Source organism: Thauera sp. SDU_THAU2 (assembly GCF_038260575.1).
Taxonomy (GTDB): Bacteria; Pseudomonadota; Gammaproteobacteria; order Burkholderiales; family Rhodocyclaceae; genus Thauera.
This window is the reverse complement of the sequence record NZ_JBBWUN010000003.1, coordinates 1,878,653-1,905,649: the sequence shown is the minus strand read 5'-3', so window position 1 is coordinate 1,905,649 and position 26,997 is coordinate 1,878,653. Positions and strand designations below refer to the sequence as shown.

General features: G+C 65.4%; 22 protein-coding genes and 1 pseudogene. 8 read left to right on the top strand and 15 right to left on the bottom strand.

Annotated elements, in window-relative coordinates:
- The first annotated feature begins 114 nt into the window (after positions 1-114).
- Positions 115-2,304 carry a putative bifunctional diguanylate cyclase/phosphodiesterase gene (locus AAFL97_RS10270; protein WP_341644817.1) on the top strand — a complete coding sequence of 730 codons (2,190 nt, stop codon included), beginning with the start codon at positions 115-117 and terminating at the stop codon, positions 2,302-2,304.
- Positions 2,305-2,484: 180 nt separating this feature from the next.
- On the opposite strand, the gene AAFL97_RS10265 is transcribed toward AAFL97_RS10270, so the two are convergent.
- From AAFL97_RS10265 to AAFL97_RS10255, 3 genes are all read right to left on the bottom strand, one after another.
- Complete coding sequence (locus AAFL97_RS10265; protein ID WP_341644816.1) at positions 2,485-4,947, bottom strand: TonB-dependent siderophore receptor; 2,463 nt, start codon at positions 4,945-4,947, stop codon at positions 2,485-2,487.
- A gap of 155 nt (positions 4,948-5,102) precedes the next feature.
- The gene (locus tag AAFL97_RS10260; protein ID WP_341644815.1) at positions 5,103-5,867 is read right to left on the bottom strand and encodes a FecR family protein; all 765 of its coding nucleotides are present in this window, start codon (positions 5,865-5,867) and stop codon (positions 5,103-5,105) included.
- 134 nt (positions 5,868-6,001) lie between these two features.
- A complete protein-coding gene (locus AAFL97_RS10255; protein WP_263459705.1) occupies positions 6,002-6,568 on the bottom strand; it encodes an RNA polymerase sigma factor in 567 nt (188 codons plus the stop codon).
- A 246-nt stretch (positions 6,569-6,814) separates the two neighbouring features.
- On the opposite strand from AAFL97_RS10255, the gene AAFL97_RS10250 reads away from it, so the two are divergent.
- Together AAFL97_RS10250 and AAFL97_RS10245 are read left to right on the top strand one after the other, a co-directional pair.
- Positions 6,815-8,143 carry a sigma-70 family RNA polymerase sigma factor gene (locus AAFL97_RS10250; protein ID WP_341644814.1) on the top strand — a complete coding sequence of 443 codons (1,329 nt, stop codon included), beginning with the start codon at positions 6,815-6,817 and terminating at the stop codon, positions 8,141-8,143.
- A gap of 131 nt (positions 8,144-8,274) precedes the next feature.
- A complete protein-coding gene (locus AAFL97_RS10245; protein ID WP_341644813.1) occupies positions 8,275-10,692 on the top strand; it encodes a TonB-dependent siderophore receptor in 2,418 nt (805 codons plus the stop codon).
- A gap of 197 nt (positions 10,693-10,889) precedes the next feature.
- Here the strand turns inward: AAFL97_RS10245 and AAFL97_RS10240 are convergent, their stop codons facing one another.
- Positions 10,890-11,891 carry an Rpn family recombination-promoting nuclease/putative transposase gene (locus AAFL97_RS10240; RefSeq protein ID WP_341644812.1) on the bottom strand — a complete coding sequence of 334 codons (1,002 nt, stop codon included), beginning with the start codon at positions 11,889-11,891 and terminating at the stop codon, positions 10,890-10,892.
- An 86-nt stretch (positions 11,892-11,977) separates the two neighbouring features.
- Here AAFL97_RS10240 and AAFL97_RS10235 point away from each other — a divergent pair, with 86 nt between their 5' ends.
- The 3 genes from AAFL97_RS10235 to AAFL97_RS10225 are packed head-to-tail and all read left to right on the top strand — an operon-like array spanning position 11,978 to position 14,339.
- Positions 11,978-13,612, top strand: coding sequence for a PepSY-associated TM helix domain-containing protein (locus AAFL97_RS10235; protein WP_341644811.1), 1,635 nt, complete (start codon positions 11,978-11,980; stop codon positions 13,610-13,612).
- Positions 13,609-13,905: a DUF3649 domain-containing protein gene (locus AAFL97_RS10230; protein ID WP_341644810.1), complete on the top strand. Its 297-nt coding sequence runs from the start codon at positions 13,609-13,611 to the stop codon at positions 13,903-13,905. Before AAFL97_RS10235 ends, AAFL97_RS10230 begins: the two co-directional genes overlap by 4 nt.
- Positions 13,902-14,339, top strand: coding sequence for a DUF3325 family protein (locus AAFL97_RS10225; protein ID WP_341644809.1), 438 nt, complete (start codon positions 13,902-13,904; stop codon positions 14,337-14,339). Before AAFL97_RS10230 ends, AAFL97_RS10225 begins: the two co-directional genes overlap by 4 nt.
- Before the next feature lie 20 nt (positions 14,340-14,359).
- On the opposite strand, the gene AAFL97_RS10220 is transcribed toward AAFL97_RS10225, so the two are convergent.
- Positions 14,360-14,536, bottom strand: a complete 177-nt coding sequence (locus tag AAFL97_RS10220; protein WP_341644808.1) for a hypothetical protein — start codon at positions 14,534-14,536, stop codon at positions 14,360-14,362.
- Between the two features lie 95 nt (positions 14,537-14,631).
- Here AAFL97_RS10220 and AAFL97_RS10215 point away from each other — a divergent pair, with 95 nt between their 5' ends.
- Positions 14,632-15,798, top strand: a complete 1,167-nt coding sequence (locus AAFL97_RS10215) for an efflux RND transporter periplasmic adaptor subunit (RefSeq protein ID WP_341644807.1) — start codon at positions 14,632-14,634, stop codon at positions 15,796-15,798.
- Positions 15,795-17,762, top strand: coding sequence for an ABC transporter permease (locus tag AAFL97_RS10210; protein WP_341644806.1), 1,968 nt, complete (start codon positions 15,795-15,797; stop codon positions 17,760-17,762). The genes AAFL97_RS10215 and AAFL97_RS10210 overlap by 4 nt, the downstream gene beginning before the upstream one ends.
- On the opposite strand, the gene AAFL97_RS10205 is transcribed toward AAFL97_RS10210, so the two are convergent.
- From AAFL97_RS10205 to AAFL97_RS10160, 10 genes and pseudogenes are all read right to left on the bottom strand, one after another.
- Positions 17,763-18,029, bottom strand: coding sequence for a hypothetical protein (locus AAFL97_RS10205; protein WP_341644805.1), 267 nt, complete (start codon positions 18,027-18,029; stop codon positions 17,763-17,765).
- A 259-nt stretch (positions 18,030-18,288) separates the two neighbouring features.
- On the bottom strand, positions 18,289-20,433 hold the full coding sequence (locus tag AAFL97_RS10200) for a TonB-dependent siderophore receptor (protein ID WP_341644804.1): 2,145 nt from the start codon (positions 20,431-20,433) through the stop codon (positions 18,289-18,291).
- Positions 20,430-20,726 carry a hypothetical protein gene (locus AAFL97_RS10195; protein WP_341644803.1) on the bottom strand — a complete coding sequence of 99 codons (297 nt, stop codon included), beginning with the start codon at positions 20,724-20,726 and terminating at the stop codon, positions 20,430-20,432. The genes AAFL97_RS10200 and AAFL97_RS10195 overlap by 4 nt, the downstream gene beginning before the upstream one ends.
- 82 nt (positions 20,727-20,808) lie before the next feature.
- Positions 20,809-21,756 (bottom strand): FecR family protein, encoded by a 948-nt coding sequence (locus AAFL97_RS10190; RefSeq protein WP_341644802.1) that lies wholly within the window; start codon positions 21,754-21,756, stop codon positions 20,809-20,811.
- Positions 21,749-22,270, bottom strand: a complete 522-nt coding sequence (locus AAFL97_RS10185; protein ID WP_341644801.1) for a sigma-70 family RNA polymerase sigma factor — start codon at positions 22,268-22,270, stop codon at positions 21,749-21,751. Before AAFL97_RS10185 ends, AAFL97_RS10190 begins: the two co-directional genes overlap by 8 nt.
- A gap of 455 nt (positions 22,271-22,725) precedes the next feature.
- Positions 22,726-24,090: a TonB-dependent siderophore receptor gene (locus AAFL97_RS10180; RefSeq protein ID WP_341644800.1), complete on the bottom strand. Its 1,365-nt coding sequence runs from the start codon at positions 24,088-24,090 to the stop codon at positions 22,726-22,728.
- A gap of 367 nt (positions 24,091-24,457) precedes the next feature.
- Positions 24,458-25,201 (bottom strand): annotated as a pseudogene (locus AAFL97_RS10175) (TonB-dependent receptor plug domain-containing protein); the annotation flags it as partial.
- A gap of 92 nt (positions 25,202-25,293) precedes the next feature.
- On the bottom strand, positions 25,294-25,737 hold the full coding sequence (locus AAFL97_RS10170; RefSeq protein ID WP_445954486.1) for a FecR family protein: 444 nt from the start codon (positions 25,735-25,737) through the stop codon (positions 25,294-25,296).
- A complete protein-coding gene (locus AAFL97_RS10165) occupies positions 25,623-26,312 on the bottom strand; it encodes a DUF4880 domain-containing protein (RefSeq protein WP_341644798.1) in 690 nt (229 codons plus the stop codon). The genes AAFL97_RS10170 and AAFL97_RS10165 overlap by 115 nt, the downstream gene beginning before the upstream one ends.
- Positions 26,309-26,824 carry a sigma-70 family RNA polymerase sigma factor gene (locus AAFL97_RS10160; protein WP_341644797.1) on the bottom strand — a complete coding sequence of 172 codons (516 nt, stop codon included), beginning with the start codon at positions 26,822-26,824 and terminating at the stop codon, positions 26,309-26,311. The genes AAFL97_RS10165 and AAFL97_RS10160 overlap by 4 nt, the downstream gene beginning before the upstream one ends.
- Positions 26,825-26,997 lie beyond the last annotated feature (173 nt).

Sequence of the window (26,997 nt, the reverse complement as noted above, 5' to 3'; positions counted from 1 at the left end):
GGCATGCACCTCGGATCGCCCTCGATGATGCTATATTGATATCGTGATGCCGGAGTCCTCCCCCTCCCGCAGGAGAGAGCCGGGACGGAGTATTACTGCAATAGGAGACGTCCGATGAAGTGTCCTACTGTTCCGCATGATGAAATCGACCGCCTGCGCGCATTGGCGGACTATGGCCTCAGCGGCGATCGGCCCTTGCCGACGCTCGATCCGGTCGTACAGATTGCCAGCCGCATGTTCGGCACCCCGGTAGCCGCGGTCAACATGATAGGCAGCGATCACGTGTTCCTTGCCGCAAGCACGGGGATCGGCGAGGTGGATCTGCGGCGCGACGTGTCTTTCTGTGCGCATGCGATCAATCAGAAGGACGTCATGGTGGTGAAGGACTCCCGGCTGGATGAGCGTTTCCGTGACAATCCCCTGGTCACCGGACCTGCCAACCTGCGGTTCTACGCGGGGATTCCGCTGATGTCGCCCGACGGACATGCGCTTGGCGCCTTGTGCGTCATCGACGGGCGGCCGCGGGACTTTTCCGCCGAGGACTGCGAACGTCTGCGCGAACTCGCCAGGATGGCCGTCGATCGGCTGGAGCTTCGCCGCCTGGAGATTTCCACCGAAAAGGCCAGACGGTCGTTCGACGAGTTTGCCCGCCATTCGCCGACCGCGGTGGTCTGGTTCGATGCCCAACGCCGGATCGTCGCCTGGAATCAGGCCGCTGCCGCCCTGCATGGCTATGCGCTCGACGAGGGGCCGGGTAGCCTGGTGGACAGGCTGATTCCCGAAGCCGAACGGCCCCTGTTCCATTCGCTGGTCGAGACCGCGGTTGCGGCCGGCACCTTCGATGGCGTCGCCATGCCCAAAACGGCCCACGGCCTGCGCAAGGACGGCAGCCAGTTCGAGCTGGGGCTCGCGCTCTTCTGCTGGCGGGACGGCGAGCAACTGGTATTCAACGCCCACCTGCAGGACATCTCCGCGCAAAAGCGCAAGGAAGAGGAACTGCAGCGGATGGCCAGCACCGATCTGCTCACCGGACTCGCCAACCGGGCGCGCTTTTATCGGGCCGTGGAGGATGTGCTGACGGCGGCCAGGCCCGGCGCGGTGCTGATGTTCGACCTCGATGGTTTCAAGAACATCAATGATGCGCTGGGGCATGCAGTGGGCGACAGCATCCTGTGCGAAGTGGCAAACCGGTTGCACGCAGGAGTGGGGGCGGCCGGGTTGGCTGCACGGATCGGAGGCGACGAATTCGCCGTGCTGCTGGAGGACGTCACCGACGCCAGACAGGCACAGCAGTTTGCAGAGTCCCTGATCGGTAGCCTGTCGCAGGCCATCGCCGTCGATGGCTACGAGGTCAGGGTCACGGCGAGCTGCGGCGTCGCCGTAACGCCGCAGCACGGGCAGGAAGCCGTGGCGCTCATCGGCAGCGCAGACCTGGCCCTGTTCCAGGCCAAACGCCTGGGCGGCGCCCAGTCCTTCGTGTTCGTGCAGGCGCTGCGCATGGAGGCGGTCGCGCGCCATCTGTATGGGCTGGAACTGCACCGCGCGGTACAGGCCGGTGAATTCGTGCTCTTCTATCAGCCCCAGGTCCGCCTGTCCGACGGTGCGCTGGTCGGCGCAGAAGCCCTCATCCGCTGGTGGCATCCGCAGCGCGGGCTGCTCTCCCCGGCGGCCTTCCTGCCTGCGCTGGAACAGGGGCCGCTGGCGGCGACCACGGGGGCGTGGATACTGGATGAGGCATGCGCCCAGCTTGCCCGGTGGCGGCGGGTCGGGCTGACCGATTTCCGCATGGGCGTCAATTTGTTCGGTGCGCAGTTCCGCGTCAATGACCTGGCTTCCTGCGTGGTGGACACGCTGGAGCGGCATGGGCTGCCAGCACAGGCCCTGGAGCTGGAGATCACCGAGAACATCGTGCTTGATCACGATGAGCAGGCGCTCGAATCCCTGCGACGCCTGCGCGATTGCGGCGTCGGCGTGGCATTCGACGATTTCGGCACGGGCTACGCCTCGCTCAGCCTGCTCAAGCGCTACCCACTGAGCCGCATCAAGATCGACCGCTCGTTCGTCCAGGGCATGCTGGAATCCCCACAGGACCGGGCCGTCATCAATGCCGTGCTGGACATGGCCAGCGTCTTCTCGCTGGAGACGATCGCCGAAGGCGTGGAGACGGCCGAACAGCGTGCCGCGCTGATCGAAGCGGGGTGCATGCAGGGCCAGGGCTATCTGTTCGCCCGCCCGCTGCCGGTACTGGAGTTCGAGCAGGCATTCGGCATCCCGTCTCCCGTGAGGCAGTCGATGGGAGCATGAAGCGGTAGTGTGGAAAAGCCCTGGATGTTCACCGCCTTGACCATGTTCGGCGAGGCAGTGGGCGCGGTGTGCGTGGCGCTCATGTGGGCTGCACGGCGCCGTAGCAGCGCGCCGGCGCCTGGTCGGATCAGCCGGCGGCCTTCCCGTGGAAAGCAGCCGGCTGGCTGAAGGGCCGAGCGCTCAGAACGAGTACTGCGCACTCAAGGTGAAGTTGCGCGGTGCCCCGAAGACGTTGCCGCCGGTCGCCCAACCGATGGTCTGGTAGTAGTGCTTGTCGAACAGGTTGTTGATGTTCAGCCGGATTTCCGTCTGCTTGTCCAGGCTGTAGGCGGTGTGCAGGCCGACGACGGTGTAGCCGGACTGCCGTACGCGCGTGTCGTCGCTGGCCCGGATGCCGTTCTGGGCATACAGATTGCCGCCGACCCGCCAGCGATTGAGTTGACCGGGCAGCCGGTAGCTGGTCGACAGCTTCAATTGGTGGCGCGGCAGATCGGGGTCGAACAGCTTGCCGACGATCGATTTGTCGGCATCCTTGTTGAACCTGGCGGCAACGTAGGTATAGCCTGCCATCAACTGCCAGTCCGGCGTCAATGCGCCGGCGATCTCCAGTTCGATCCCTTTGCTTTCCACCTCGCCCGCCGCCCGTTGGCAATAACCCCAGGCGCTGCCGGGGCAGGGGTTGGGCCCGGCGAGGTCGTCGGTGGCACGATTCTGCTGTTTGATGAGGAATGCGGCCAGGCTGGCATTCAGGCGGCCGCCGAAATACTCGCCCTTGATGCCGATCTCGTAATTGGTGCCGGTGATCGGATCGAGCAGCTTGCCGCTGCTGTCGTAGCTGCCCTGCGGCTCGAAGATTTCCGTCCAGCTCGCATAGGCCGAATGCTGGTCGTCCAGGTCATAGATCGCGCCGAAGTAGGGGGTGAGTTCCTGGTTGACCTTGTAGCTCGTATCGTTGCGATGGTTGTCGTGCCGGTACCAGTCGATGCGGGTGCCGATGATGACTTTCAGTGGATCGCTGATGTTCAGTCGCGTGGCTGCATAGACGGCTTTCTGGCGAGTCGTCGCGTCGATGCCCCACAGCGTCATGTCGATGTCCGGCTTGCGAACGGCCGATGAATCCCAGTTGTATGGATCGACGGCAGGCCCGTCTGTCGTCCAGCTGTAGGTCGCCCAGCCGCCCCAGTTGAGGTTGTCGCGGCTGCGGTAGCTCGCGCCCAGCATGAGTTCGTGCGTGCGGCCGAACAGCGGGAAGGGGCCATTGAGGGACAGGTCGTAGCTGTCCTGCTCGTTGTCGAGGCGATAGCTCTGGGTGTTCTGGCGCAGGATGCCGCCATTGCGATACAGGCCGGAGAACACCATGTCCTGCTCGGGGCGCTTCCATACCGCTGCGGCCTTGGCTTGCCAGCCGTTGGCGAAGTTGTGGATCAACTCGGCGAACACGGTCTTGTCGGTCTGTTTCCAGTAGTCGAAATCGTTGGCGAGATTGGTCGAGCGACTCACGCCGGAAAGGAAGCTGCCATCGGGATTGGTCGGTAAACCAGGCAGCAGCCCGTCGTTGTCCACCTTGCGGTAGTGGAAACCGAGGGTGGCCATGGTATCGGGCGTCAGGTCGGCCTCGAGGATGCCGTAGAGCTGGTGGTTGCGGTCGTGGGCGACGTCGTAGAACTTGTCGGAGTCCTGTACGGTGGCGACGGCGCGGCCACGCAGCGTGCCTGCCTCGTTCAGCGGCCCGCCGGCATCGATCATGGCACGGTAGTTATCCCAGCTGCCTGCGCTGAGCATGACACGGCGCTCGATCTCCGCCGTCGGGCGCTTGCGTACCAGATTGATCGCGGCAGAGGGCGTACCGGCGCCGGTGGTCAGGCCGGTGGCGCCGCGCACGACCTCCACCCGGTCGTAGATGTCCAGCGCGTCGTTGTCGGCATTGAAGGTGCCGTTGGCGCCGGCGCTGGTCGGCACGCCGTCGAGCAGCAGATTGGAAACCGGGAAGCCGCGTGCATTGAAGCTGCCGGAATCGCCGGTGTAATAGCCTTTTTGCATCGTCAGGCCGGTGATCTGCTGAACCGCGTCATCCAGCGTGGTGAGATTCTGGTCGTCGATTTGCGCGCGGGTCAGCACGCTCACCGACTGTGGTGTTTCACGTGGTGAAAGCGCCATCCTGGTGGCCGTGTTCATCGCGCCGGTGGTGTATTGGCCGGTGCCTTCCGTGGCGCCACCGAGTCCGTATTGCGCCGTGACCGTCACTGCTTTCAGCGCCGTTTCAGGCGACCTGGTTTGAGCCTGGATGGTGAACGCGTTGCCGGACTGGCTGGCCATCAGCCCGGTGCCGGCCAGCAGCCGGTCGAGGGCCTGGCGTACGGTGTAGCTGCCGCGCAGGGCTGGTGCGCTGAAGCCTTCGGTGGCCGAGGCGGCGAAGATGATCTGCACCCGGGCATGGCGCGCCAGCGCATTGACGGCTTCGCCAAGCGGCTGGGCGGGCTGGTCGAAGGCCAGTACGGCCTGTGTCGTGGTGCCGGTGCGCTGTTGCGCACGCGCGGATGGCGCCGCGGCCATCAGGCTTGTTGCAAGGGCGCACGCCAGCGCCAGTGCATGCAGGGGTAAGGCGTGGTGCCGGGAAGGGCGGAAAGGTCGGACTGTGCTCATGCAGGGCTCCAGCGTTGCCGTGGGTGGGTGATGAACACATGTCGTATGGGCCTCATCCGACCCCTACCTTCCCTTGGAAAAATTGCAGCCTGCCGGGCACAGATGCTTTTGCCCGCATGAGCGGCTGGGAGGGCCCGGCAAGCACGCCACGCTGCTCAGCGGCGCTGGACGTCCACTTCGCCGCCGGGGTGGCGCACGACCTGCACCGGCAGGATGTCGGGCAGCCGGTCGAGCAGTTGATCGGTGCTGCGGCTGTCGAATACGCCCGAGACGTTGGTGTCGCTGCCGAAATTGCCTTGCAGGCGGATCGGCGCCTGGCGGTAGCGCTGGATCTCGGCCAGGGCTTCGTTCAGCGGCGTGTTCTGGAACACGAGCAGGCCCGTCTGCCAGGCGCCGAGACTTTCCGCGTTGGCCCGAGTGCTCGACGGCGGTGAATGTTCGGCCTGGAAAGCGTCATCGAACCGGATCTGCTGACCCGCCGGCAACAGGGTGGAATCCTGCTCGCGTGCGGCGTGCCATACCGCGACCGTGCCTTGCTGGACGACGACCTGGGTGCCGGTGGGCTGGCGCCAGACATCGAAGCGGGTGCCGACGACACGCACGCGGATTTCGCCTGCGGCGACGGTCATCGGACGGAAGGTCGAGGGTTCGACGTCGAAATGGGCGCGGCCCTGCTGCAGCTCGATGCGGCGCGAGCGCAGATGCCAGCTCACCTGGGCTGCGCTGGCGGTATCGAGCACGAGGCGGCTGCCGTCGGCCAGCGGGATTTCACGCAGCTCACCGATGGCGGTGGCGAAGTGCTCGTTTCGATAGGCCGGATCCGCCCACCACAGGGCAGCGGCCAGCAGCACGGCCGCTGCCGTGCCGGCGTTGCGGGCCGCACGCTTGCTTCGAGGGCGTGCCGGTGGAATGGGGAACATCGCCTGCAGCACACTGCGATGTGCATCGATCGTGTCCTCGACCGCGGCGTGGGGGGCGCCTGGGTAGCATTGCCGGCTGCACGCAGCGTATTACTGCGGGAAGGGCGCGGATCGGGGCGCTTGCTCATGGCTGTTCAGGCTTCATCGTCGAGATAGCCCGCCATGGCGACCCGGCAGCAGGCCAGCCCGACGCGGATGTGCTTCTCCACCGCCTTCACCGAAATGCCGAGGTGTGCCGCCACATCGGCCTGCGTCCATTCGTGCACCTTGTGCAGCACGAACACGTCGCGGCAGCGCGGCGGCAGGGATTCGATGGCCTGGGCGAGCAGGGCGATGCGCTGGCGTGCATCGAGCTGGTATTCGGCCTCGCTCGTGCGCGGTGCAGAGTGCGAGAGGAATTCGGGATGCTCGTCGGCACAAACCGCAAACCTGTTCCAGGCCGCTTCGCGGCGCAGTACGTCGATGGCGCGCCGCTGGCTGAGGGTACGCAGGAAGGCGATCGGCACCCGCACCTTGCCGAGCTGCGGTTCTTCCTTCAGCAGTTGCAGGCAGACCTCGTGGAGCGCCTCGTGAGCGAGGTCGCGGGTGGCGCGCGCGTTGCCCTGGGCGAAACCGAGCTTGCGGCACAGATAGGCGACCAGGCCGTCGTAATGATGCGCGAGGGTGACGACCAGCGAGGAAGAAGCGTCCTTGGCGTACATGGCGGGCAAACCAGCCCAGCCGGACGCTGGATCGGGCGCGGCGAGCAAGGTGTCGGTGTATGGCCGCAGGAGTATATCGCTCTGGTTTGTAAATAGGAATTGATATCGTTATCGAGTAAGATACGAAGTCGAATTCTGGTTTCATTTGCTGCCATGACCGCTCCCGCACCTTGTTCTGCTTCATCGCTTCTGCTTGGAGAAGCTGCCGGTGCTTCTTCTTCGCTGAAAGCGGCCGAGCAGGGGAGCGTGCTGCTGCCCGTCTTCCAGCGCCATTACGATGCCTTGTTGCGCTATGCGACGAGACGGCTGGGCAACCACGACGATGCGCGGGATCTGGTGCAGGAACTGGGCATGCGGGTGAGCATGGCGGATGAGCCGGCTGGCCTCGAGGACCCGCGTGCCTACCTGTTCGGCATGGCGCACAACATGGCGGCCGATCACGTTCGCCAGCTCCAGCGCTCCCGCCAGGTGTTCGCCCACCAGTACGGCGACGAACTGCCCGAACCCGAGCACCATGCCAGCGCCGACGTGCTGGAGCAGCAGTTGTACCGCGAGGCGCTGCACACCGTCACCCGCAGCCTCGAAGCCCTGCCGCCGCGCACGCGCGAAGTTTTCCTCGCCCACCGCGCCGAAGGCATTGGCCACGACGAGCTCGCCGCGCGCTACGGCGTCACCCGCAGCACCATCGAGCGCGACATCATCCGCGCCACCGACAGCATCCACCGCGCCCTGAGCCACTGGCGCGGCGAAGGCGCCCGAGGCGAACAAGGGCGTGGCCGCAAGCGGCGCAGCCTGCAAGCCCTGCTCGGCATGCTGGTGCTCGGCGCAGGGGCGGGCGGCGTCGCCTGGCAGACGCGGCGCGACGGCCGCATCGAATGGCGCCAGGCCTGGCGCAACCCGCAACGCTGGGCGCAAGCCCACGACTTGCCGGATGGCTCGCAGATCGTCCTCGACGCCGGCAGCGCCGCCGAAGTCGTCTACGAATCCGGCCGCCGCCACGTCCGCCTGCTGCACGGCAGCGCCTGGTTCGACGTCGCCCGCGCGCCGGAACGGCCTTTCGTCGTCGACCTGGCCGATGTACGTATCACCGTGCTCGGCACCCGCTTTGCCGTCGAAAGCGAGCGCAGCGCACAGGACGAAGGCTGGATCGAAGTCCACGTCGCCTCGGGCCGCGTCTCGGTGGCGCCGCGCGGCTGGCGTGCCTGGCTGGGCGGCCAGCCCGAAGTCGTGCTCGGCGCCGCCGAGCGCCTGCGCATCGTCCCCGGCCAGCCCTGGCAAATCACGGCCGGCCAGCCAGGCGTCACGGCTGAAGACGTCGCGCCGTGGCGGGATGGACGCATCGGCTTCAGCCGCGTGCCCTTGAAGGACGCCGTGCAAAGGCTGGCGCGCTATCACGAGCGCGAGGTGCAAGTCGATGCCAGCGTCGCTGCGCTACCGGTCAGCGGCGATGTCCGCCTCGATCGTATCGAAGACTGGCTGCGCGCCCTGCCCACCGCCTTGCCGCTCGAACTACGGAAAACCGCCGGCGGCTTCGTCATCGACGCCCGCACGGTGCCGCCGCGGCCGCTGGGGTGAGTCCGCCGCCGGGCGGATTTCGTCCTCGATCACAGCCGCAGGCCGAAGATCGAAAAAATTCGTGCTGGAATTTCCGCGCAAATCCGACTTGTGGAAGGTAAGCCCAACCACCACTCATCGGAGTCTTGCCAATGAAGCTGCACACCCGTCGTGAAGCCCGGCCTTTCCCCGCGTTTCCAGCCCGGCGCACGCTCGCCCGGCTCGTTGCCGGCGCACTGCTGGTCGGCGCCCAGGCCGTTCACGCGCAAAGCCTGAACCTCGACCTGCCCACGCAATCGCTCGAAAGCGCGCTCGCCAACGTCGCCCGCCAGAGCGGGCTGCAGCTTGCGCTCGACCCGGCCCTTGCTGCCGGCCGCAGCGCACCGGCGCTGAGTGGGCAGTTCACAACCATGCAGGCCTTCGAGCGCCTGCTGGCCGGTAGTGGGCTGCAGGCGGTGCGGCGAGGGGACACGCTGGTGATCCAGCCAGTGTCGCGTGGGGATACGCAGCTGCCGAGTGTGACGGTGACGGCGGGGGTGGAGCGTAATGCGCTGACCGAAGGCACGGGCTCCTATACCACTGGCAGCGCCAACGCAGCGACCGGCATGAATCTGTCGCTGAAGGAAACGCCGCAATCCATATCGGTGATCACGCGGCAGCGCATGGACGATCAGGGCTTGCAGTCCTTTGGGGCCCTCGCCGAACAAACTCCGGGTTTATATCGCTCGATTCAAGGGCCTGACGTCGGCGGAATGGGGGGTGTGTCTTCCAGAGGTGGCCCGGTCAGCAGCTTTCAGGTCGATGGCTTCACGACGCCGAACTCTGCATGGATCCAGGACGGTACCGGCAATTCGATCAACACCGCCATTTATGATTCTGTAGTGGTCGTTCGCGGCGCGACCGGTCTGATGACGGGAGCGGGGGAGCCCACTGCCAGCATCAATTTTGTACGGAAACGCCCTGGCAAGGACTTCCGGGCATCCATCGAAGGCAGTGTTGGCCGCTGGGACCAGCGTGGAACTGTGGTGGATGTGGGCGGCGCCTTGAACGCAGCGGCGACGGTACGCGGACGCTTCGTGGCTGCCTACGATGAAAGCGAGTCATGGGTAAGGCGCTACGAGTCCGAGCGCAGTATTGCGTACGGCATATTGGAGGCAGACTTGAGCAGCAGTACGCTGCTCAGCCTGTCGCTTGATCACAGCCATGAAAAAAGCAATGCCGGCCTGAATTATGGCGGCTTGTCGATGCTGTACAGCGATGGAACGCCCACGCCTTTTACCCGGCGTGACGGGCAGTTTCCGGACTGGGGGGAGTGGGATGCAAAGCGTACCAATGCATCTGTTTCCCTTGAGCATGCGTTCAACGCCGATTGGAGTGTCAAGTTGAACTACAGCAACATCAAGTTCAAGACTTTTGAAAATAGTGCCGGCTACTATGGATACCCCAGCCCGGATCACATTTTTTCTGAGCTGCTCCTTCGTCGATATAGGCATGACGCCGACACGGATGCTTTTTCCGCAAGCCTGCATGGCCAGTATCGTTTGTTTGGCTTAAGTCATGACTTGACTGCTGGCTTCAGTCGAACCTCTGAGACAATCAAAACTCCTGAAGCCTATTGGGAAAGTGAATACGACATTCATCTTCCGGTGGTGGATGGTGCGTTCCAATACCCGGAGCCGGATTGGGAAACCGGTTACAGGATGTGGGGTACGATAAAAAATAAACAGACCGCTTTCTACCTGGCCACGAAGATCAGGCTGTCGGATCGCTTGTCGGCCATCCTGGGCGGGCGCTGGAACGATTGGGAGACATACCGCGATTGGGTAGGAAATGTGATCGACGACAGGAAGCAAGAAAACATTTTTGTGCCATACGCTGGCATCGTTTTCGATCTGACGCAGCAGCTTTCAGCCTATGCAAGCTATACGGAAACCTTCAGGCCGCAGAATTACCGCGATGCAAAGGGTAACCTGCTCGATCCGGAAACCGGCAAGAACCATGAGCTTGGATTGAAAGGCGAATGGTTTGACGGGCGTTTGAATGCCAGCGTGGCAGTGTTTGAGACCTGGAAGGACAACCTGGCGGTCGTCGATGACTGGAGTGTCATTGGTCCTACCGGCTCTGCTGTTGCAAGAGCTGAGAACAATACCGAAGGCCGCGGCTGGGAGCTGGAAGTGGCAGGTGAGCTGACGCCTCAGTGGAAGGTGCAGGGTGGCTACACTCGCTTCCGATTGGATGACAGTGAAGGAAATCGACTGAATACAAGCATCCCGATACATCAGTTCAAGCTGTTCAGTACCTACGAGTCTAGAAAAATTTCCGGCCTGCTTGTGGGTGGCGGTCTTACTTGGCAAAGCAAGATATATGGCACGAGCTTCGATTCGTACGGCCTGCGCGATTACGCAACACAGAAGAGCTATGCTGTGGTGAATCTGATGGCGCGGTATTCGTTCAGTGAAAATCTGAGCGTCTCGGCGAATATGAACAATGTTTTCGACAAGAACTATAGGGGGGCGGAAATCTTTCCTACCATGGCTCCGGCGCGCCGCGTAATTTGTACGTCACATTGAAGTACCAGTTCTGATCCGTTGACCGTCCCACCCTCTTCGGCCTTTCTCCCCGGCCGGAGAGGCTATCGCCTTCGGTAATGCTTCCCTCTCATCACTCCTTCTGCGCACTTGCTGCCGGCTCAGCAAAAAGCCGCGCAATTGCGCCGGATGCTCCAGCCAATTGCGCGGCTTCCCGCGTGTCTTTGTGTCGGCAGGCTTCAGTTTTCCAGCCCGATCACGCCTTCCAGGGTTTCCGCGGTCAGCACCGCTTCGATCCAGCCTTCGAGCTGCTCCAGCGGCGCTGCCGCCAGCCGCGCTTCCGCCCAGGCGGGCATAGGGCCGAAACGCAGACGCAGCAACTGGCTCAAGGTGCTTTGCTTGCCTTTGAGCACACCCGCGCGCTCGCCTTCCTTTCGTCCCTTGAGTTCCCCTTCCTGGCGAAGTCCCTCAATCCATTCGTCGATACGTTCGGCCAGCATGGTGTCGATCTCCTGCAAGGTACCGGGCAGTTGGATCGTGTGCCCCGGCTTCAGTTTCGACAGGATAGTGTGGTGGTAGAAGGTCGTAAAGATGCGGCGCAGGGAGTCGAAGCCGGGACCTTTGAGCAGTTCGATCAATGCCCGCGTCGTTTCGAGGATGGCCGGATCGTCGGGCAGGTGGGTCTCGAGCTTGATCAGTTGCGCCATCAGGTTGTCGGCCAGATGCTTCAGTTCGTTTGCCGGCACACGCCCTTCGTCGAGCACCTGGTAACGGAAAGCCGGCATCCAGCGCCGGAGGCTGTCCGGCGCGCCGATCAGCCGGGCGACTTCGGTGCTGGCCTGCCATGTGTCCCTGCCGTTGTAGATCACGATCGGGAAGACGGGCGGCAGCTCGCCCGGTTTCAGCTTCTCGCGCTTGACCAGGTCCTGGTAGAGCAGGCAGACGTAGGTGAGCATGCGCAGCGCCATCCAGGGGTCGGTCTTGCTCTGGAACTCGATCAGCAGGAAGAGGTAGAGCCATTCCCGGCCACCGTCGGGCAGGTTCAACTGCACGCGCCAGACGACGTCGGCGCTGCGCTGTTTCTGCGTGTCGCTGACGTAGTGGCTGTTCTGCTTTTTCAGCGTGCGAAAGTCCAGTTGTTCGACCCAGTCCTCGTGCACGAAGCCGCGCAGCAGCGCCTCGACCATTGCCGGATGGGAGAACAGATCCTTTAGCACGCTGTCGTGAGGGATGGCGGCCACGACAGTACGTTGTCATTTAATCTGATTATTATGCCATTGGTAAATCCCCTCGCAAGCCGTCGTGGAAGCCAGAGGAGAGCTGGGCGATGAAGGACGGTTTTCGCCGCAGCATGGCATGGCTGCACACCTGGACGGGGTTGGTCGCCGGCTGGTTGCTGTTCTACGTCTTTGTTACCGGCACGGCCAGCTACTTTATCGATGAGATCACCCGTTGGATGCAGCCCGAGCGGCCGCTGGTACAGGCGCCGGTGTACGACGACAGCGTGCCGGCAGTGGCGGCGATGCTGGAGCGTGCGTTCGACCGGCTGGAGCAGGTTGCGCCGGGCGGCGAACGCTGGTTCGTCAGCCTGCCGCATGACGACTTGGCGCCGCGGGGCCGGCAGGGCTTGTCGATCGCTTGGGAAACGATGCCGCAAGCGGGCGAGGAGCACGGTGACACCGGCCGGGAACGGCTCGATGCGGCCACCGGCGCGGTGCTGCCCAAGGTCGAGACTCGGCAGACCGCCGGCGGACATGGGCTGAGCGCGCTGCACTATGACTTGCACCATAGGCTGCCGCACGACTGGGGCCTGCTCGTCACCGGCGCCGCGGCGATGCTGATGCTGCTGGCGATCGTCAGCGGCGTGATCACGCACAAGAAGATCTTTACCGACTTCTTCACCTTCCGCCCCGGCAAGGGCCAGCGGGGCTGGCTGGACGCGCACAACGCGGTCAGCGTGATGGCGCTGCCTTTCTTCCTGATGATCACCTACAGCGGGCTGGTGTTCTCGCTGTACACCTACATGCCGGCGGCACGGACGGCTTTATACGACTCGTCCCATGCCTATGTTGCCGAACTGTTCCTCCAGGACACCGGGGAAGCCGTCGCGGTGAGTCGTCCAGCTACGGCACTGGCGCCCTTGCTGGCGCAGGCCGAAGCCGAATGGGGCAGGGCGCCAGTCGCTTATGTCTATGTCACCCGCTTCGCAGGCGGCCCTTTGGAGATCAAGTTGGTACAGAAACGGTCCCGGCATCTGGTGCGCTTCTGGGTGCCGCCCAGCCTGCGGTTCGATGCACAGAGCGGCGAGAGGCTGGCGGGCGAAGCGGACAGCAGTAGCGCTCTCGATACGGAGCGGGTGTTGCTGAACCTGCACTTCGGCCTCTTTGCCGGCTGGTGGGGCCGCTGGCTGTTCTTCGTCTCCGGCCTGCTCGGCTGCGCGATGATCGCCACCGGGCTGGTGCTGTGGACGATCAAGCGCCGCAAGCGCCACCTGGGTTCCGGCCAGGAGCATGCCGAAAGCTTTGGCCTGCGGCTGGTCGAGGTGCTGAACGTCACCACCATCGCCGGCCTGCCGATCGCCGTGGCGGCCTACTTCTGGGCCAATCGGCTGCTGCCGGTCGGCATGGCCGATCGAGGCGACTGGGAACTGCACACGTTGTTCGCGGTGTGGCTGGCCACGCTGTGCTACGCCCTGGCCCGGCCGCTGCCGCGGGCCTGGATCGAACTGAGCTGGGGCGCCTGCGCCGCCTTCGCGCTGGTGCCGGTGCTCAACGCGCTGACCACCGACAAACACTTGGGCAGCAGCCTGCCCCATGCACTGGGCGGCGGCGACTGGGCACTGGCCGGTTTCGATCTGACGATGTGGGGGCTGGCGGCCGTGTTTGCGCTGATCGCGCGAAAAATCCAACGCAAGCTCGCACCAGCCCCGTCCACGATGGCACTGAAGGAACAAAGCGCATGAGCCGCAAATCCGTTCCATTGCCGGCGGCGTACCGTTGGTCGGTCGCCTCGCGCGTGATGGCCGCCGCCCTTGGCGGCTATGCCCTGACCTTTGCTGCTACCGTGCTGCTATGGCCGATTCCCCGCGCGCAAGCGGTGCTGGCTGCGACGATGCTGAGCTTCACGCTCTACACCATCGCGGTGATCTGGGTGTACTCGACCCGCAGCGCTGGCCGAGCCTGGGCCGGCATGCTGCTCGGTACCGCGCTGACGGCAGGCGCCGCGTGGCTGCTGATGGCTGGATGCAAGGAATGATGCCCGACGCCGTTGTGCTGCTGGCCAGCCTGGCCGGGTTTCTGCTGCTGGCGCTGGCCACCGAGCGCCAGGCCAAACAGTTGCTGCGCCGCTTACCGGCGCGCGGCTGGCGCTGGCTGTGCCGGGGGTTGGGCGGGCTGTTGCTGGCTGTCGCGCTGGGCCTGTGCATCGCGGCGCTGGGCACCGGGGCCGGCATCGCGCAGTGGTTCGGTTGGATGTGCATGGCCGCGCTGGTACTGGTCTTTGCCTTCCCGAAATGGCCCGGCCAGCCGCCGGCACAGATGATGTCGGCGCGCAAGGCGAGCGGTGCGGGCGAGAACAAGGCGGGAGAGCTTGACGCACCACACCGGCTCGCCCGCCGCTGGCTGGCCGTCGTGCTGCTCGTGGGGGTGGTGCTGGGGTATGGGGTGGCGTTGAGGGGGGCGCTGGCTTGAGCAGGAGTGTGGGTCCCCTATTACATATCCCAAGGATTGAGCAGACGCACGCCGGTTGCCGTGAAGTCACCCACGTTGCGGGTCATCAGGTGCAGATCGTGGGTCAGCGCCGATGTCGCGATGATGGTGTCCGGCAGCTTGATCCGATGGTTTTCACGCAAGCGGATGGTTTCGAGGATGACAGCTTCGGCGAGCACGATTTCTCGCTTTTGAGTGCCTTGGTTTGGAACGGTTTTCTGCAAAGGGAGAGACGAATGCCTGACAGGGTTTCGGGTATGGCGGAGGCTGTGTCGTGAGTGTTCGCAAAGCCTATGGCGCACTGATGACCACGCTGGTGCTGGTTTCGCTGTGCTGGCTGCTGTGGTGGGGGTTCTACCGCACGATCGAGACGATCGACACCGAGCCGGTACGGCGCGGTCACATCGAGGATGCGGTGGCCGCACAAGGCGTGTTGCAGCCCCATCGTTATGTGGATGTGGGTGCACAGGTGTCGGGCCAGATCAAGCGCATCGTGGTGCAGTCGGGCGGCACGGTGCGCAAGGGCGAACTGCTGCTGGAGATCGACCCCGCCTTGCAGCAGGCTGCGGTACAGGCCGACCGTGCGGCGCTGGACAGCCTGCGCGCGGAACTGGCCGAGCAGCAGGCCCAGCGCACACTGGATACGCAGCAGATGCAGCGCCAGACGCGGCTGGCCGAACTGGATTCGACCAGCCAGGAGCAGGTACAGATCGCCCGCGCCAACCTGAACAAGACCGAAGCACGCATCGCCAGCTTGAAGGCCCGCATCGAAGGGGCGCAGTCCACGTTGCGCGGCAACGAAGCTCTGCTGGGCTACACCCGCATCTATGCGCCGATGGATGGCACGGTGGTGACGCTGGAAGCGCGCGAAGGCCAGACGCTGAACGCCACCTACCAGACGCCGAGCGTGCTGCGCATTGCCGACCTGACGCGCATGACAGTGTGGGCGTCGGTGTCGGAAGCTGACGTGGGCCGGGTGCGTGCCGGCATGCCGGTCTGGTTCACGACGCTGGGCTTGCGTGACAGCCAGGGCTGGCCGCGGCGTTGGGAAGGTACGTTGCGGCAACTGCTGCCGGCGCCGCCGACTGCTTCGACGGGGGAAGGCAGCGAATCTACGCCGAGCAGCCAGGTGGTCAACTACACCGCCTTGTTCGACGTGGATAACACCGATGGCGCGCTGATGCCGCAGATGAGCGCCCGTGTGTTCTTCGTTTCGGCCGGCGCACGCGATGTGCTGCTGGCACCGCTGGCCTTGCTCGAGCCGGCCGAGGACGAGACCTTCACGGTACCGGTACTGAAGGACGGCCAAGTACAGCAGCGCCCGGTGCGTATCGGCGTGCGTGACCGCCTGAACGCCGAAGTGCTCTCGGGGCTGGAAGAAGGTGAAGCGCTGGTGACCGGCATCACCACACAGCGCGGATCGCAGAGGCTGCGCTGGTGAGCGGGGAACGTGAAGAAAGGGTGCCGCTGATCGAACTGTGCGGTATCCGCAAGCACTACGGCGGCAGCGGCGGTACGCCTGCGGTGGAAGTGCTGCACGGCATCGACCTGAAGATCGACGCGGGCGAGTTCGTCGCCCTCGTCGGCCAGTCCGGCTCGGGCAAGTCCACGCTGATGCACATCCTCGGCTGCCTGGATCGGCCCAGTTCGGGGCAATACCGTTTTGCCGGACGCGACATCGGCGGCATGAGTCCGGACGAACTCGCCAGTCTGCGGCGCAGCGCCTTCGGTTTCGTGTTCCAGGGTTATCACCTGATCCGCGCACTGGATGCCAGCCACAACGTCCAGGTGCCGGCGGTGTATGCCGGCATGGCACCGGAACAACGCCAGCAGCGCGCCCAGGCCTTGCTGGCACGGCTGGGCCTGGGGGAACGGGCGGGCTACACGCCGCATCAGCTCTCGGGCGGGCAGCAGCAGCGGGTATCGATTGCGCGGGCACTGATGAACGGCGGGCAGGTGATCCTGGCCGACGAGCCGACCGGGGCGCTCGACTCCGGCAGTGGCAAGGAGGTGATGGCGCTGCTGCGGGAATTGGCCGATGCCGGGCACACCGTCATCCTGATCACGCACGACCCGAAGGTGGCGGCACAGGCGCGGCGGGTACTGCGGATACATGATGGGCGGATCGTAGAGGATACGGGGCAGGGCTGCGAGAACAAGGGCGATGAGACGCCAAGCGCAGCGCCGACACGGCAGGAAGGGGGCACCGAACATGGCGCCTCGCTGCGGGCCGACGTCCGCGAAGCCCTGACCGGCACCTGGCGTACGCTGTGGATCAGCCGCTTCCGCACGCTGCTGACCTTGCTGGGCATCGTCATCGGCGTGGCCTCGGTGATCGTGCTGATGGCGGTGGGGCTGGGGTCGAGCGAACGCACCCTGGCCAATCTCGCCGCCTTCGGCAGCACGCACCGGGTCATGATCTGGCCCGACAACGACCCGGTGACGGGCAAGTGGGGGCAACTCAGCGTACAGGACGTCGAAGTCGTGCGGACAGTGCCCAACGTGGAAGCGGTCGTGCCATTCAATCCACGCACGGGCAATCTGGTGGCCGATGAGCACCGCTTCACCACCTGGGTGCTGGCGACCGGCGCGGACGCCTACCGGGTGTTCAACCTGAAGATGGCCACCGGTCGTTACCTGACGGAGAAAGACGAAACCGAGTTGGCCCCGGTCGTGGTACTGGGCATCCGCACCCGCGAACGGCTGTTCCCCGATCCGGCGGTCAATCCGGTGGGGCGCTACCTGCAGATCAACCGCATGCCCTTCCAGGTGGTCGGCGTGTTGCAAGAAACCGGCGACGACGAAGAGGACCACACCGCGATGGTGCCCTTCGCCACCGGCGCGCAGCGGCTGTGGGGTTCGCCCTACGCGGGCGGCATCCAGTTGCGGGTCGGTGATCTCACCCAGGTCGACCAGACCGTCGCCAGCATCGAACAGGTGCTGGAGCAGGCCCGGCAGACGCAGGATTTCCGGGTGTACGCCAATGCGGTGCAGGTGCGCTCGCAGAACGAGGCCAGCCGCCAGCAGGGGCTGATGCTGGCGCTGATCGCGGGCATCTCGCTGGTGGTGGGCGGCATCGGGGTGATGAACATCATGCTGATGTCGGTGAAGGAGCGTACCCGCGAGATCGGCATCCGCATGGCGGTGGGCGCGCGCCAGCGCGACATCCAGCGCCAGTTCCTGACCGAAGCGGTGGTGGTGTCGCTGGTGGGGGGCGTGGCAGGCATCGTGATCGGGCTGCTGATCGGTGTGGCGCTGATCGCCTGGGGCGTGCCGGTGATCTTCTCGCTGCGCGCGATGCTGCTGGCCTTCGGCTGCGCGTTGGCGACGGGCCTGATCTTCGGGCTGATGCCGGCCCGGCAGGCGGCGCGGCTCGATCCGGTGGTGGCGCTGGGGAGCGAGTGACTAGCTTTGGGCAGCTTCCCGCATGCTTTTACGTGAGCATGCGCAGCGCCTCCACTGATCGGCGAGGTCTTCCGGCGTGATGCCGGGGTCGATGACCTCGATCACGTCGATGGGCGGCGCATCGGCCCGCACGGCATTGATCAGGTCGGCGAGCAGCCGGGGCTGCTCGCGAACAGCAGCTTGAAGACGGCGTCGTTCTTGGAGTCGAGCAATGTTGCGTCGGGAACGGAAGATGACATGGCCGGCATGAAATGGTTTGTATGACAAGATGCCATCAAATCTGCTCGACCCGCTGGCGGTGAGTGAATCTGCATCCTGGAGTGACGAGGAATACGAAGGACTTCGAGAACAGTGGCGTTGGTTTGGCCGATCCGTGGGCGTGTATGTGCCGTAGTTCCGTCGTGTTGGGCGCGGCGTGGGCGCAGGCCCGTGGATGGGTTGGGCTGCATAGGCAGAGCGTAGCGAAACCCATCAGTCACGGCCTGCATGACATGATGGATTTCACCTTTGGCTCGGTCCACTCCGCTCAAAAGCTGCCGCGCACGGTCAGCAGGAAGCGGCGCGGCTCGCCGACGTGGTTGTAGTAGTACTGGTCGTCGATGGACGCGTAGTACTTCTTGTCGAACAGGTTGTCGATGTTCAGTGCGGCCGACCAGGTCTTGTCGATCTGGTAGGCCACGCGGGCATTCCAGATCGCGTAGCCGCCCTGCACCGGGTTCAGCATGGTGCTGCTGCTGGTCTTCTGCTGGCTGCGGTAGGTGGTGCCCAGGCCGACCTGCCATGGATGCAGCTCGCCGGGCAGCCGGTAGTTGGACCACAGGCGCAGCATGTGCTTGGGAGAGATGTAGTCGAACGGTTTGCCGACCCGTGCCGGGTCGACGTCGTCGAGATACTCGTTGCGGCCGTAGGTGTAGCCGCCGCTGAGCTGCCAGCCCGGTGCGAGTTCGCCGTGCGCCTCGATCTCGACGCCTTCGCTGCGTACCTTGCCGGCGGCGCGTGAGCAGTACCAGCCGTCGCAGAGCATCGGCGAATCGTAGTCGGTGACGGCACGGTTTTTCTGTTCGGCGCGGTAGACCGCCAGCGAGGTGTTCAAGGCGCCGCCGAAGAGTTCGCCCTTGACGCCAACCTCGTAATGGGTGCCGGTCATCGGCTCCAGCAGGCGCCGCTGGGCGTCCGTGGCGCTCTGGGGGTTGAAGATCTCCGCGTAGCTGGCGTAGGCCGACCATTGCGGTGTCAGGGCATAGACCAGTCCGCCGTAGGGGGTGAATTCACCGCTCTCCTTCTTTGCCGAGGAGAACGTGTAGCCATCCACGCGGCTGATTCCCATGTCGTTGAATTCGTACCAGCTCGCCCGTCCGCCCAGCACCAGGGTCGCGCGCTCGGTCAGGTGGCTGCGCAGCAGCGCGTACAACCCCTTTTGCGTGGTGTCCGCCTGCTGCTCCCAAATGTCTGAAGGCGTGTAGGCGGAAAGGTGCGGCGTGTCGTGATCCGGGTTGAAAACGTCGTAGGTCGTGTAATTCCAGTACTGGACATAGCCATCGTCGCGTTTCTGCTTCGTGTAGTTGCCGCCGATGACCACCTCGTGCGCCAGCCCCAGAGCCTGGAGTTTGCCGCTGAGATGGATGTCCAGCCCCCGGCTGTTCGCCGCATCGTCGTAGGCATAGCCGACGCCGCTGACCGTGCTGCCGCCCACGGCGACGCGCCCATTCGCGTGCGACTCGACTGCATCGTAGTTTTCGTGGACGTAGGCCGCCGCGGCCTTCAGCTTCCAGTTTTCACTGAAGCGATGCTCCAGATCGAGGAAGACCTGGGTTTCGCGCCGGTCGGCCTCGTTCCAGCCGGCGGCGACATAGGCCGAGCGCGGCAGGCCGAGGTCCCGCCCATCGGCGTAGCGGGGCACGCCGGGATAGAGCGCGCTGTTGCCTTTCAGCCGGGCATGCGCCACGCCCACGCCGATGGTGGTGTCCGGCGTAGCGTCGAAATCCAGCGCGGCGTAGAGATTGAGGTTGCGGTCCCACACGGTGTCGAGGAAGGACTGCTTGTCTTCGTAATCGAGCACCGCGCGGCCGCGCAGCGTGCCTTCCCTGTTCAACGGACCGCCGACGTCCAGGCGGGTGCCGTAGTGGTCCCACGAGCCGACCCGGCCCTCGACGGTCAGTGCCCGCTCGGCCAGGCCGCGCTTGCGCACCAGGTTGACCGCGCCGGCCGGGCTGCCCGCGCCTTCCAGCAGTCCCTGTGCGCCGCGCAGCACTTCGACGCGGTCGAGGTGAACCGAGCTTGCCGCCAGGGAATTCCCCCAGTTGTGATAGCGCGACAAAGGGATGCCGTCGTACTGCAGCGTTTCGGTCAGGAAGCCGCGCGCATAGATATCGCTGCCGCCGTTGGGCCGCTTTCTCAGCGTGATGCCGGGCGTCTGTTCGAGCACCTCGGTGAGCGTGTCCAGCCCCTGGTCGTCCATCCGCTGCCGGGTGATCACGGTGACGGACTGGGGAATCTCCTTCAGCGATTGGGTGCCCTTGAAGAGTGTGGCGCCGCGGGCGGCGTAGGCGCCGGTGCCTTCGCTGGTGGCGTCGCGCAGCACCCCGGCGCTCACCGTCACCGGCGCCAGGCGCGTTTCTCCAGGGCGTACCGGCAGCTTTCGCAAGGTGTATTCGTTGCCGCCCTGGCTCACCGCCTCCAGGCCCGAGCCTTCCAGCAGCTTGTCCAGCGCGGTGGTCGGCGTACTCTGCCGTTGATGGCCGGTGCCTGCTTGCCGGCCAGCAGGCTGCTGTCCACGCCGATCAGCAGGCCGGTCTTGGCGGCCAGTTCGGTCAGCGCCTTGTCCAGCGGCTGGGCGGAGATGGACAGGGGAAGCGGGGACGCCAGGGGGCTGCCGGTCTGTGCCGAGGCTGGCGCAGCCAGTCCCAGGCACAGGGCGATCAGCGACAGCCGCGCGGGCAGCCGGCCGTGATGAAGACGATGCACGATGAACTCCTGATGGTTGATGAAAGCTGCTGCTCAACCTCCATGACTGGCGCCGGAAAAAATCGGGCAGTCCATCGTGAAATTATTTTTGCGTCCGGGTTTCCTCCGGCGCCAGCCAGACCACGTACGGCGTGGCCTGTTCCACCGACACGGGCAGCGACCGGGCCAGGATGCGCAGCGCGGCATCGCTGTCCTGCAGCGGCAGCATGCCGGTGAAGCGCAACTCGGCCAGTTCGTCGGCCCGGCGCAGGGTCAGGATGCCGCGCCGGTGGCGCGCCAGTTCGGCAACGACCTCGGGCAGCGGCGTGGCGTTGAAGATCAGCTGGCCGTTGGCCCAGGCCGCGTCGGTGGCGGTGGGTGCCAGAGTCTCCGGCGTGCCCGGCGCTGCGCGCGTATAGCGCACGGTTTGTCCGGCTTGCAGGACGACCGGCTGGTCCGGTCGGGCGCGGCTGGCCACCGCGACGGAGGATTCCAGCACGCTGACCGCCGTGTCGGCGGCCTGCTGATCGACGATGTAGCGCGTGCCCAGCGCCGTTGCCGTGCCGTCGCGGCCGACGATGCGGAAGCTGCGGCCTTGCGGGTCCTTGGCCACGTCGGCCAGCAAGCGGCCGGCATGCAGATGCACCGAGCGCATCTGCCCGTCGAAGCGGATATCGACGCTCGCGCCGCTGTCGAGCGTCAGGCGGCTGCCATCCTCCAGCGTCACCTGGCGCAGTTCACCCGGCGCCACGCGCACGTCGGCCAGCCAGGCCTGCAGCGGCAGCAGCCAGCACAGCACGAGCAGGGCGAGCAGGCCGGCCGCGGCGGCGGTTTTCCCGCCGCGTTTCGGTTTGGCGGGCTGGGCTGCGGCCTGCCACATCTGCTGCATCTGGCGGAAGATGCGCGCGTGCCGCTCGTCCTGCGCACACCACGCCCGGCAGGCCGCCTGCACGGCCTGGCGCTGGGCGTCGTCCAGTGCGTCGTCGAGGCGCACGATCCACTCGGCGGCCTGTTCGCGGATCGCGGATTCGTTCAGCGCCGCGTCAGTCATGGGTGTAGAGGCGGGCATGGCAATACGCCAGGGCTTTGCTCAGGTACTGCTTGACGCTGCTCTCGGACACGCCGAGTGCGGCGGCGATCTCCGCGTAGGACATGCCATCCACGCGCGCCATCAGAAAGGCCCGGCAGGGCTTGTCGCCCAGTTCGCGGGCCAGGACGTGCAGGGTCTCTCCCAGCAGCTGGCGGGTCGCGGCCTGCTCCTCGGGGCTGGCGGCCAGCGCGTCTTCGGCCAGCACCGCCATGGTTTGCAGGCTTTCCTGTTCCAGCTTGCGGCGCCGGTAATGATCGATCATCAGATGGCTGGCGATCACCAGCAGGTAGGCGCGCGGCTCGCGCAGGGCCGGCAGATTCGCGGACGACAGCAGCTTGACGAAGGTGTCCTGCACCAGATCGGCAGCCTGGTGCAGGCAGCCGATCTTCTTGCGCAGCCAGCCCTGCAGCCAGCCGCGATGGCTGGAATACAGTTCGCCGATCAAGCGGGTTTGTTCTGTCGCTTTGTGCTGCAAGGCAGGCTCCGTGCCGGACAGGCCGGGCGCTCGATCCGTACCATTCAGGTACGGAAAGGTGCGAGGCTTGTCATGAGAATCATTCGCAAATGATAGCACCGCTGCCTGTTCAGGCGACTGGCTTGAATTCCTGTTCTCTCGGCCGCTGGCATGCGTTCAGTCAATGTTCCAACGTACAGACATCGGTGGTGCGCAGGGGGCAGAAATGACCATCCACGCTGTTTCAAGCGGTCAGTTCATCCGTGATGTCGGAGCCGCCAAGCGGGCGGCTGCTTCCGGACCGGTATTCATCACGGACCGGGGAAGGCCGCGCTATGTGCTGCAAACCATAGAGGACTAATACGAAGGTCGGGCACGATATGCGCAGCGTCCTGCGCGTGTTGAAGGAAACGGCACCCGCAAGCGGGTGCCGCCGTGGCTGATGTGTGCAGAGCCAGGGGCGCTCGGTATCGGCGTCAGAAGCTGCCGCGCACGGTCAGCAGGAAGCTGCGTGGCTCGCCCACGTAGCTGTGCAGGTAATTGGTGGTGATGTTGGAGTAGTAGCGCTTGTCGAACAGGTTCTCGACGTTGAGCGCGGCACTCCAGGTCTTGTCGATCTGGTAGGCCACACGGGCGTTCCAGACGGCGTAGCCGCCCTGTACCGGGTTCTTCATGGTGGCGCTGTCGGTCTTTTGCTTGCTGCGGTAGTTCACCCCGGCGCCGATGCGCCACTTTTCCAACTCGCCGGCCAACTGGTAGTCGGACCACAGGCGCAGCATGTGCCTGGGTGTTTCGTCGCTGAACGGCTTGCCGACCAGGCTTTCGTCCGCATCCTCGAGGTACTTGTTGCGGTTGTAGGTATAGCCGCCGCTCAGTTGCCAGCCGCGCGCCAGCCTGCCGTGGGCTTCCAGCTCGACGCCCTGGCTGCGCACCTTGCCGGCGGCGCGGGAGCAGTACCAGCCGCCGCACAGCATGGGCGAGTCGTAGTCGGTGACGGCGCGGTTTTCCTGGTCGACGCGGAATACTGCCAGCGAGGTGTTGAGCGCGCCGTCGAACAGTTCGCCCTTGATGCCCAGTTCGTAATTGACGCCGGTCATCGGCGGCAGGACCTTGAACCCGGCGTCGGTGACGCTTTGCGGCTCGAAGATCTCGGCGTAGCTGGCATAGGCGGACCACTGCGGCGTCAGGGCATAGACCAGACCGCCGTAGGGGGTGAATTCGCCGTTTTCCTTCTCCCGGGAACGGGTGACGATGGCGCCGTTGACCGGATTGACGATGGCGCTGCGGTAGTCGTACCAACTCGCACGGCCACCCAGGATCAGCGTGGCGCGATCGGTGAGATGCCCGCGCCACAGCCCGTAGAGGCCGCGCTGGGTGGTCTTGGAACCGAGATCGCGCATGCGGCTGAGCGCGCGGGCGCCGAGCGGGATGATGTCGGCCTTGCTGTCGAAGATGTCGATGGTGGTGTTCGAGTACTCGTGGAAGGCGTCGTCGCGCTCCTGGTTGGAGTAGCTGCCGCCGACGACGATTTCGTGGGCGATTCCCAGCGCCTGGAATGCGCCGCTCAGGTTGATATCCAGGCCCTTGCTCCGGCCGCCGAAATCGTAGGCGAAACCAGGCGCCGTCATCGAGTTGCCACCGACCGGGATCAGGCGGAAGTAGGACAGGGCGGTGGCCCCGTCGAAGGTCTCGTCGATGTAGATGCCGCTGGCCTTCAGCTTCCAGTCCGGATTGAAACGGTGCTCGAAATCGACAAAGAGCTGGGTTTCCTCCCGCGTCGCCTCGCTCCAGTCGGCGTCCATGTTGGCGCGGCGGGAGATCCGGCATGGTGCCGTCGGCATGGCGCGGCAGGCCGTTGTAAATACCGCTGTTGCCTTTGAAGCGGGTATGGGCCAGCCCCAGGCCGAGGGTGGTGTCCGGCGTGGCATCGAGGTCCAGCGCGGCATAGGCGCTCAGGTTGCGGTCCCACACCTTGTCCACGTAGGCGCTCTTGTCCTCGTAGTCCAGCACCGCGCGGGCGCGCAGCGTGCCGGCTTCGTTCAGCGGGCCGCCGGCATCGACGCGGGCGCCGTAGTTGTCCCAGGAGCCGGCGCGGCCTTCCACCATCAACCGGCGTTCGGCCGTGCCTCGCTTGCGCACCAGATTCACCGCGCCGGCCGGGCTGCCGGCGCCTTCCAGCAGGCCTTGGGCGCCACGCAGCACTTCCACTCGGTCGAGATGGACGGAACTGGCCTGCAGCATGTTGCCGTTGGTGTAGGAGCGCGGCAGCGGCATGCCGTCGTACTGGATGGTGTTGGTCTCGAAACCGCGGATGACGATGTCGTTGCCACCGCCCACACGCCGGCGCAGGGTGACGCCGGTGGTGTTGGCGAGTACGTCTTCCAGCGTGTCCAGTCCCTGGTCGTCCATCCGCTGGCGGGTGATGACGGTGACGGACTGGGGAGTCTCCTTCAGCGACTGCACCCCTTTCATGATGCTCGCACCCCGTGCTCCGTAGCTGCCCGTGCCTTCGCTGATGGCACTGCGCTCCACGCTGGCGGTGACCGCCACGGGCGCCAGCGTCGTTTCTCCCTGCCGTGCCGGCAGCTTGCGCAAGGTGTATTCGTTGCCGCCTCGATTCACCGCTTCCAGTCCCGTGCCTGCAAGCAGCGCGCTCAAGGCCGAGTCGATGCTGTACTGACCGCGCAAACCCTTGCTGCCGTGCCCCGCGGTGAGGCTGGCGTCGACCGAAAGCTGGATGCCGGCTTGGCGGGCGAACTGGAGCAGGGCGCCGGCGAGTGCTCCTGACGGCACCTCGTAGCTCTGCCGGGCGATGGTTTCCGCCGCGTGGGCGGCAGTCCGTACCTGGGGCAGGCCGATGAGCAGCGGCAGGCCGAGCAGCGCGGCGCGCACGGCGAGAGCGAGCGCTTGGCGCCGGCGGTTCGGGGGGAGGGGGCTGGAGGGCTTGAACATGAGTTGCCTGCACTCGAAAGGGGTGGATGAAAGGGTTTCATCCGGTAAGCCAATCGAGCGGGGCGAAAAGGGAACCTCGGCGCCGAAAAAAATTACCTGGCGGCCGGTTCCTGCCGCGCTTCGACGACGACCCACCACGGCAGGACGCGCCGCACGCGGACGGGAAGGGTGGCTTCGAGCGCGGCCAGCACGTGGTCGGTGTCGCCGAGCTCGTAGGCACCGACCAGGCGCAGTTCGCCGATCTCGGGCGCGCAGCCGAGATAGCCGGGGCGGTGACGGGCGAGTTCGGCGATGAAGTCGGCCAGGCGGATGTTCTCCGCCAGCAGCAGGCCCTGGCTCCAGGCCTGGCGGGCGCTGTCGGCGTCGGCGGGCGGAGAGGCGCCGTCGCGGCTCATCCGGCTTTGCTGGCCGGCGTGCACGATCAGGGCCGGCGCGCCGGCTGCTTTCGGCTGCAGTTCGACCGCGCCCTCGAACACCGTGACCTGGGTTGCCGCATCCTGCTGCAGCACGCTGAAGCGGGTGCCGAGGGCGCGCATCCGGCCGTGGGTGGTGTGGACGACGAAGGGCGCGGCAGCTGGTGGAGGTCGAGCGCGGTCTGGATCAGGATTTCGCCGGCGTGCAGATGGATGCGGCGCAGGCTGCCGCTGTAATCGACGTCGATGGCGCTGGCGGAGTTGAGCCAGATGCCGCCGCCGTCCGCCAGCATGACCTGGCGCCGTTCGCCGGTGGCGGTCTTGTATTCCGCGTTCCAGGTGGCCCAGGGGGTGTGGCGGACGGCAGTCCAGCCCAAGGTACCGGTGCCGCACAGCAGAAGCAGCATCTTGGCGGCCCGCCGGCGCGTCAATTGCCGCTCGGAGGCCGTGTCGAGGGCGCGGCGTGCGCCGGCCTTGTCGGCCGTGGGGAGATGGCTGAAGGCGCCGCAGATGTTCTCGACCTGCTGCCAGGCGGCCTGGTGGCGGGCATCGGCGTCCCGCCATGCTTGCCAGGCCTGGCGCTGGGCGGGGCTGACGGCAGGTGCGCCGAGAACGGCGAACCATTCGGCGGCTTGCTGCAGTACCTCGAAGTCGGAAGCATCCGGCGGATTGCCGTTGCTCCTGGCCGCCGGGCTCATGGTGCCAGCCCCGACTGCAGGCAATGAAGCATGGCCTGCGCCATGTACTTCTTCACCATGCGTTCGGAAACGCCCAGCTGGCCGGCAATTTCGACGTAGCTCAGGCCGTCGAGCCGTGCCATCAGGAAGGCGCTGCGGGCCTTGGGGTTGAGGCGATCGAGCAGGGCGTCGAGCTCGCACAGGGCTTCGACCAGCAGGGCACGCTCTTCCGGCGAGGGTGCAAGCGGCTCGGGCCGGCTGGCGAGCGTTTCCAGCCAGGCCCGTTCGATCTCCTGGCGGCGCCACAGATTGACCACCAGCCCATGGGCGACCGTCGCCAGGTAGGCGCGCGGCTGGCGCAGGATTTCGACCGGCGTGCCGCGGCGCTCCTGGCTGAGCAGCCGCAGGAAGGTGTCCTGGGCCAGGTCCGCCGCGTGGTTCGAGCAGCCCAGCTTCCTGCGCAACCAGGCGTGCAGCCAGCCGTGATGCTCGGTGTACAGCTTGGCAACGGGGTGGGCTGGGGCGACAGGCACGGCGTGCTCCGGTGGGCGAAGACCCTTGCTTGGTGCGAACGAGCACAGAAGGGTGTTGTTAATCCTTCTTATTTTCATTTGCTGGAGACGGGGTCGTCAATCGCGCCTGCCATACGCATCGAGGCATTCCTTTTCTCGTGAACTTGTAACAATAAGTAAGAAATGTCCGTTTT

Excerpts from the sequence above, each read along its gene's own strand:
- AAFL97_RS10270 (WP_341644817.1), top strand. The coding sequence starts at position 115 with ATGAAGTGTCCTACTGTTCCGCATGATGAAATCGACCGCCTGCGCGCA.
- AAFL97_RS10265 (WP_341644816.1), bottom strand. The coding sequence starts at position 4,947 with ATGAGCACAGTCCGACCTTTCCGCCCTTCCCGGCACCACGCCTTACCC.
- AAFL97_RS10260 (WP_341644815.1), bottom strand. The coding sequence starts at position 5,867 with ATGTTCCCCATTCCACCGGCACGCCCTCGAAGCAAGCGTGCGGCCCGC.
- AAFL97_RS10255 (WP_263459705.1), bottom strand. The coding sequence starts at position 6,568 with ATGTACGCCAAGGACGCTTCTTCCTCGCTGGTCGTCACCCTCGCGCAT.
- AAFL97_RS10245 (WP_341644813.1), top strand. The coding sequence starts at position 8,275 with ATGAAGCTGCACACCCGTCGTGAAGCCCGGCCTTTCCCCGCGTTTCCA.
- AAFL97_RS10235 (WP_341644811.1), top strand. The coding sequence starts at position 11,978 with ATGAAGGACGGTTTTCGCCGCAGCATGGCATGGCTGCACACCTGGACG.
- AAFL97_RS10230 (WP_341644810.1), top strand. The coding sequence starts at position 13,609 with ATGAGCCGCAAATCCGTTCCATTGCCGGCGGCGTACCGTTGGTCGGTC.
- AAFL97_RS10225 (WP_341644809.1), top strand. The coding sequence starts at position 13,902 with ATGATGCCCGACGCCGTTGTGCTGCTGGCCAGCCTGGCCGGGTTTCTG.
- AAFL97_RS10190 (WP_341644802.1), bottom strand. The coding sequence starts at position 21,756 with ATGACTGACGCGGCGCTGAACGAATCCGCGATCCGCGAACAGGCCGCC.
- AAFL97_RS10180 (WP_341644800.1), bottom strand. The coding sequence starts at position 24,090 with ATGCCGACGGCACCATGCCGGATCTCCCGCCGCGCCAACATGGACGCC.
- AAFL97_RS10170 (WP_445954486.1), bottom strand. The coding sequence starts at position 25,737 with ATGCGCGCCCTCGGCACCCGCTTCAGCGTGCTGCAGCAGGATGCGGCA.
- AAFL97_RS10165 (WP_341644798.1), bottom strand. The coding sequence starts at position 26,312 with ATGAGCCCGGCGGCCAGGAGCAACGGCAATCCGCCGGATGCTTCCGAC.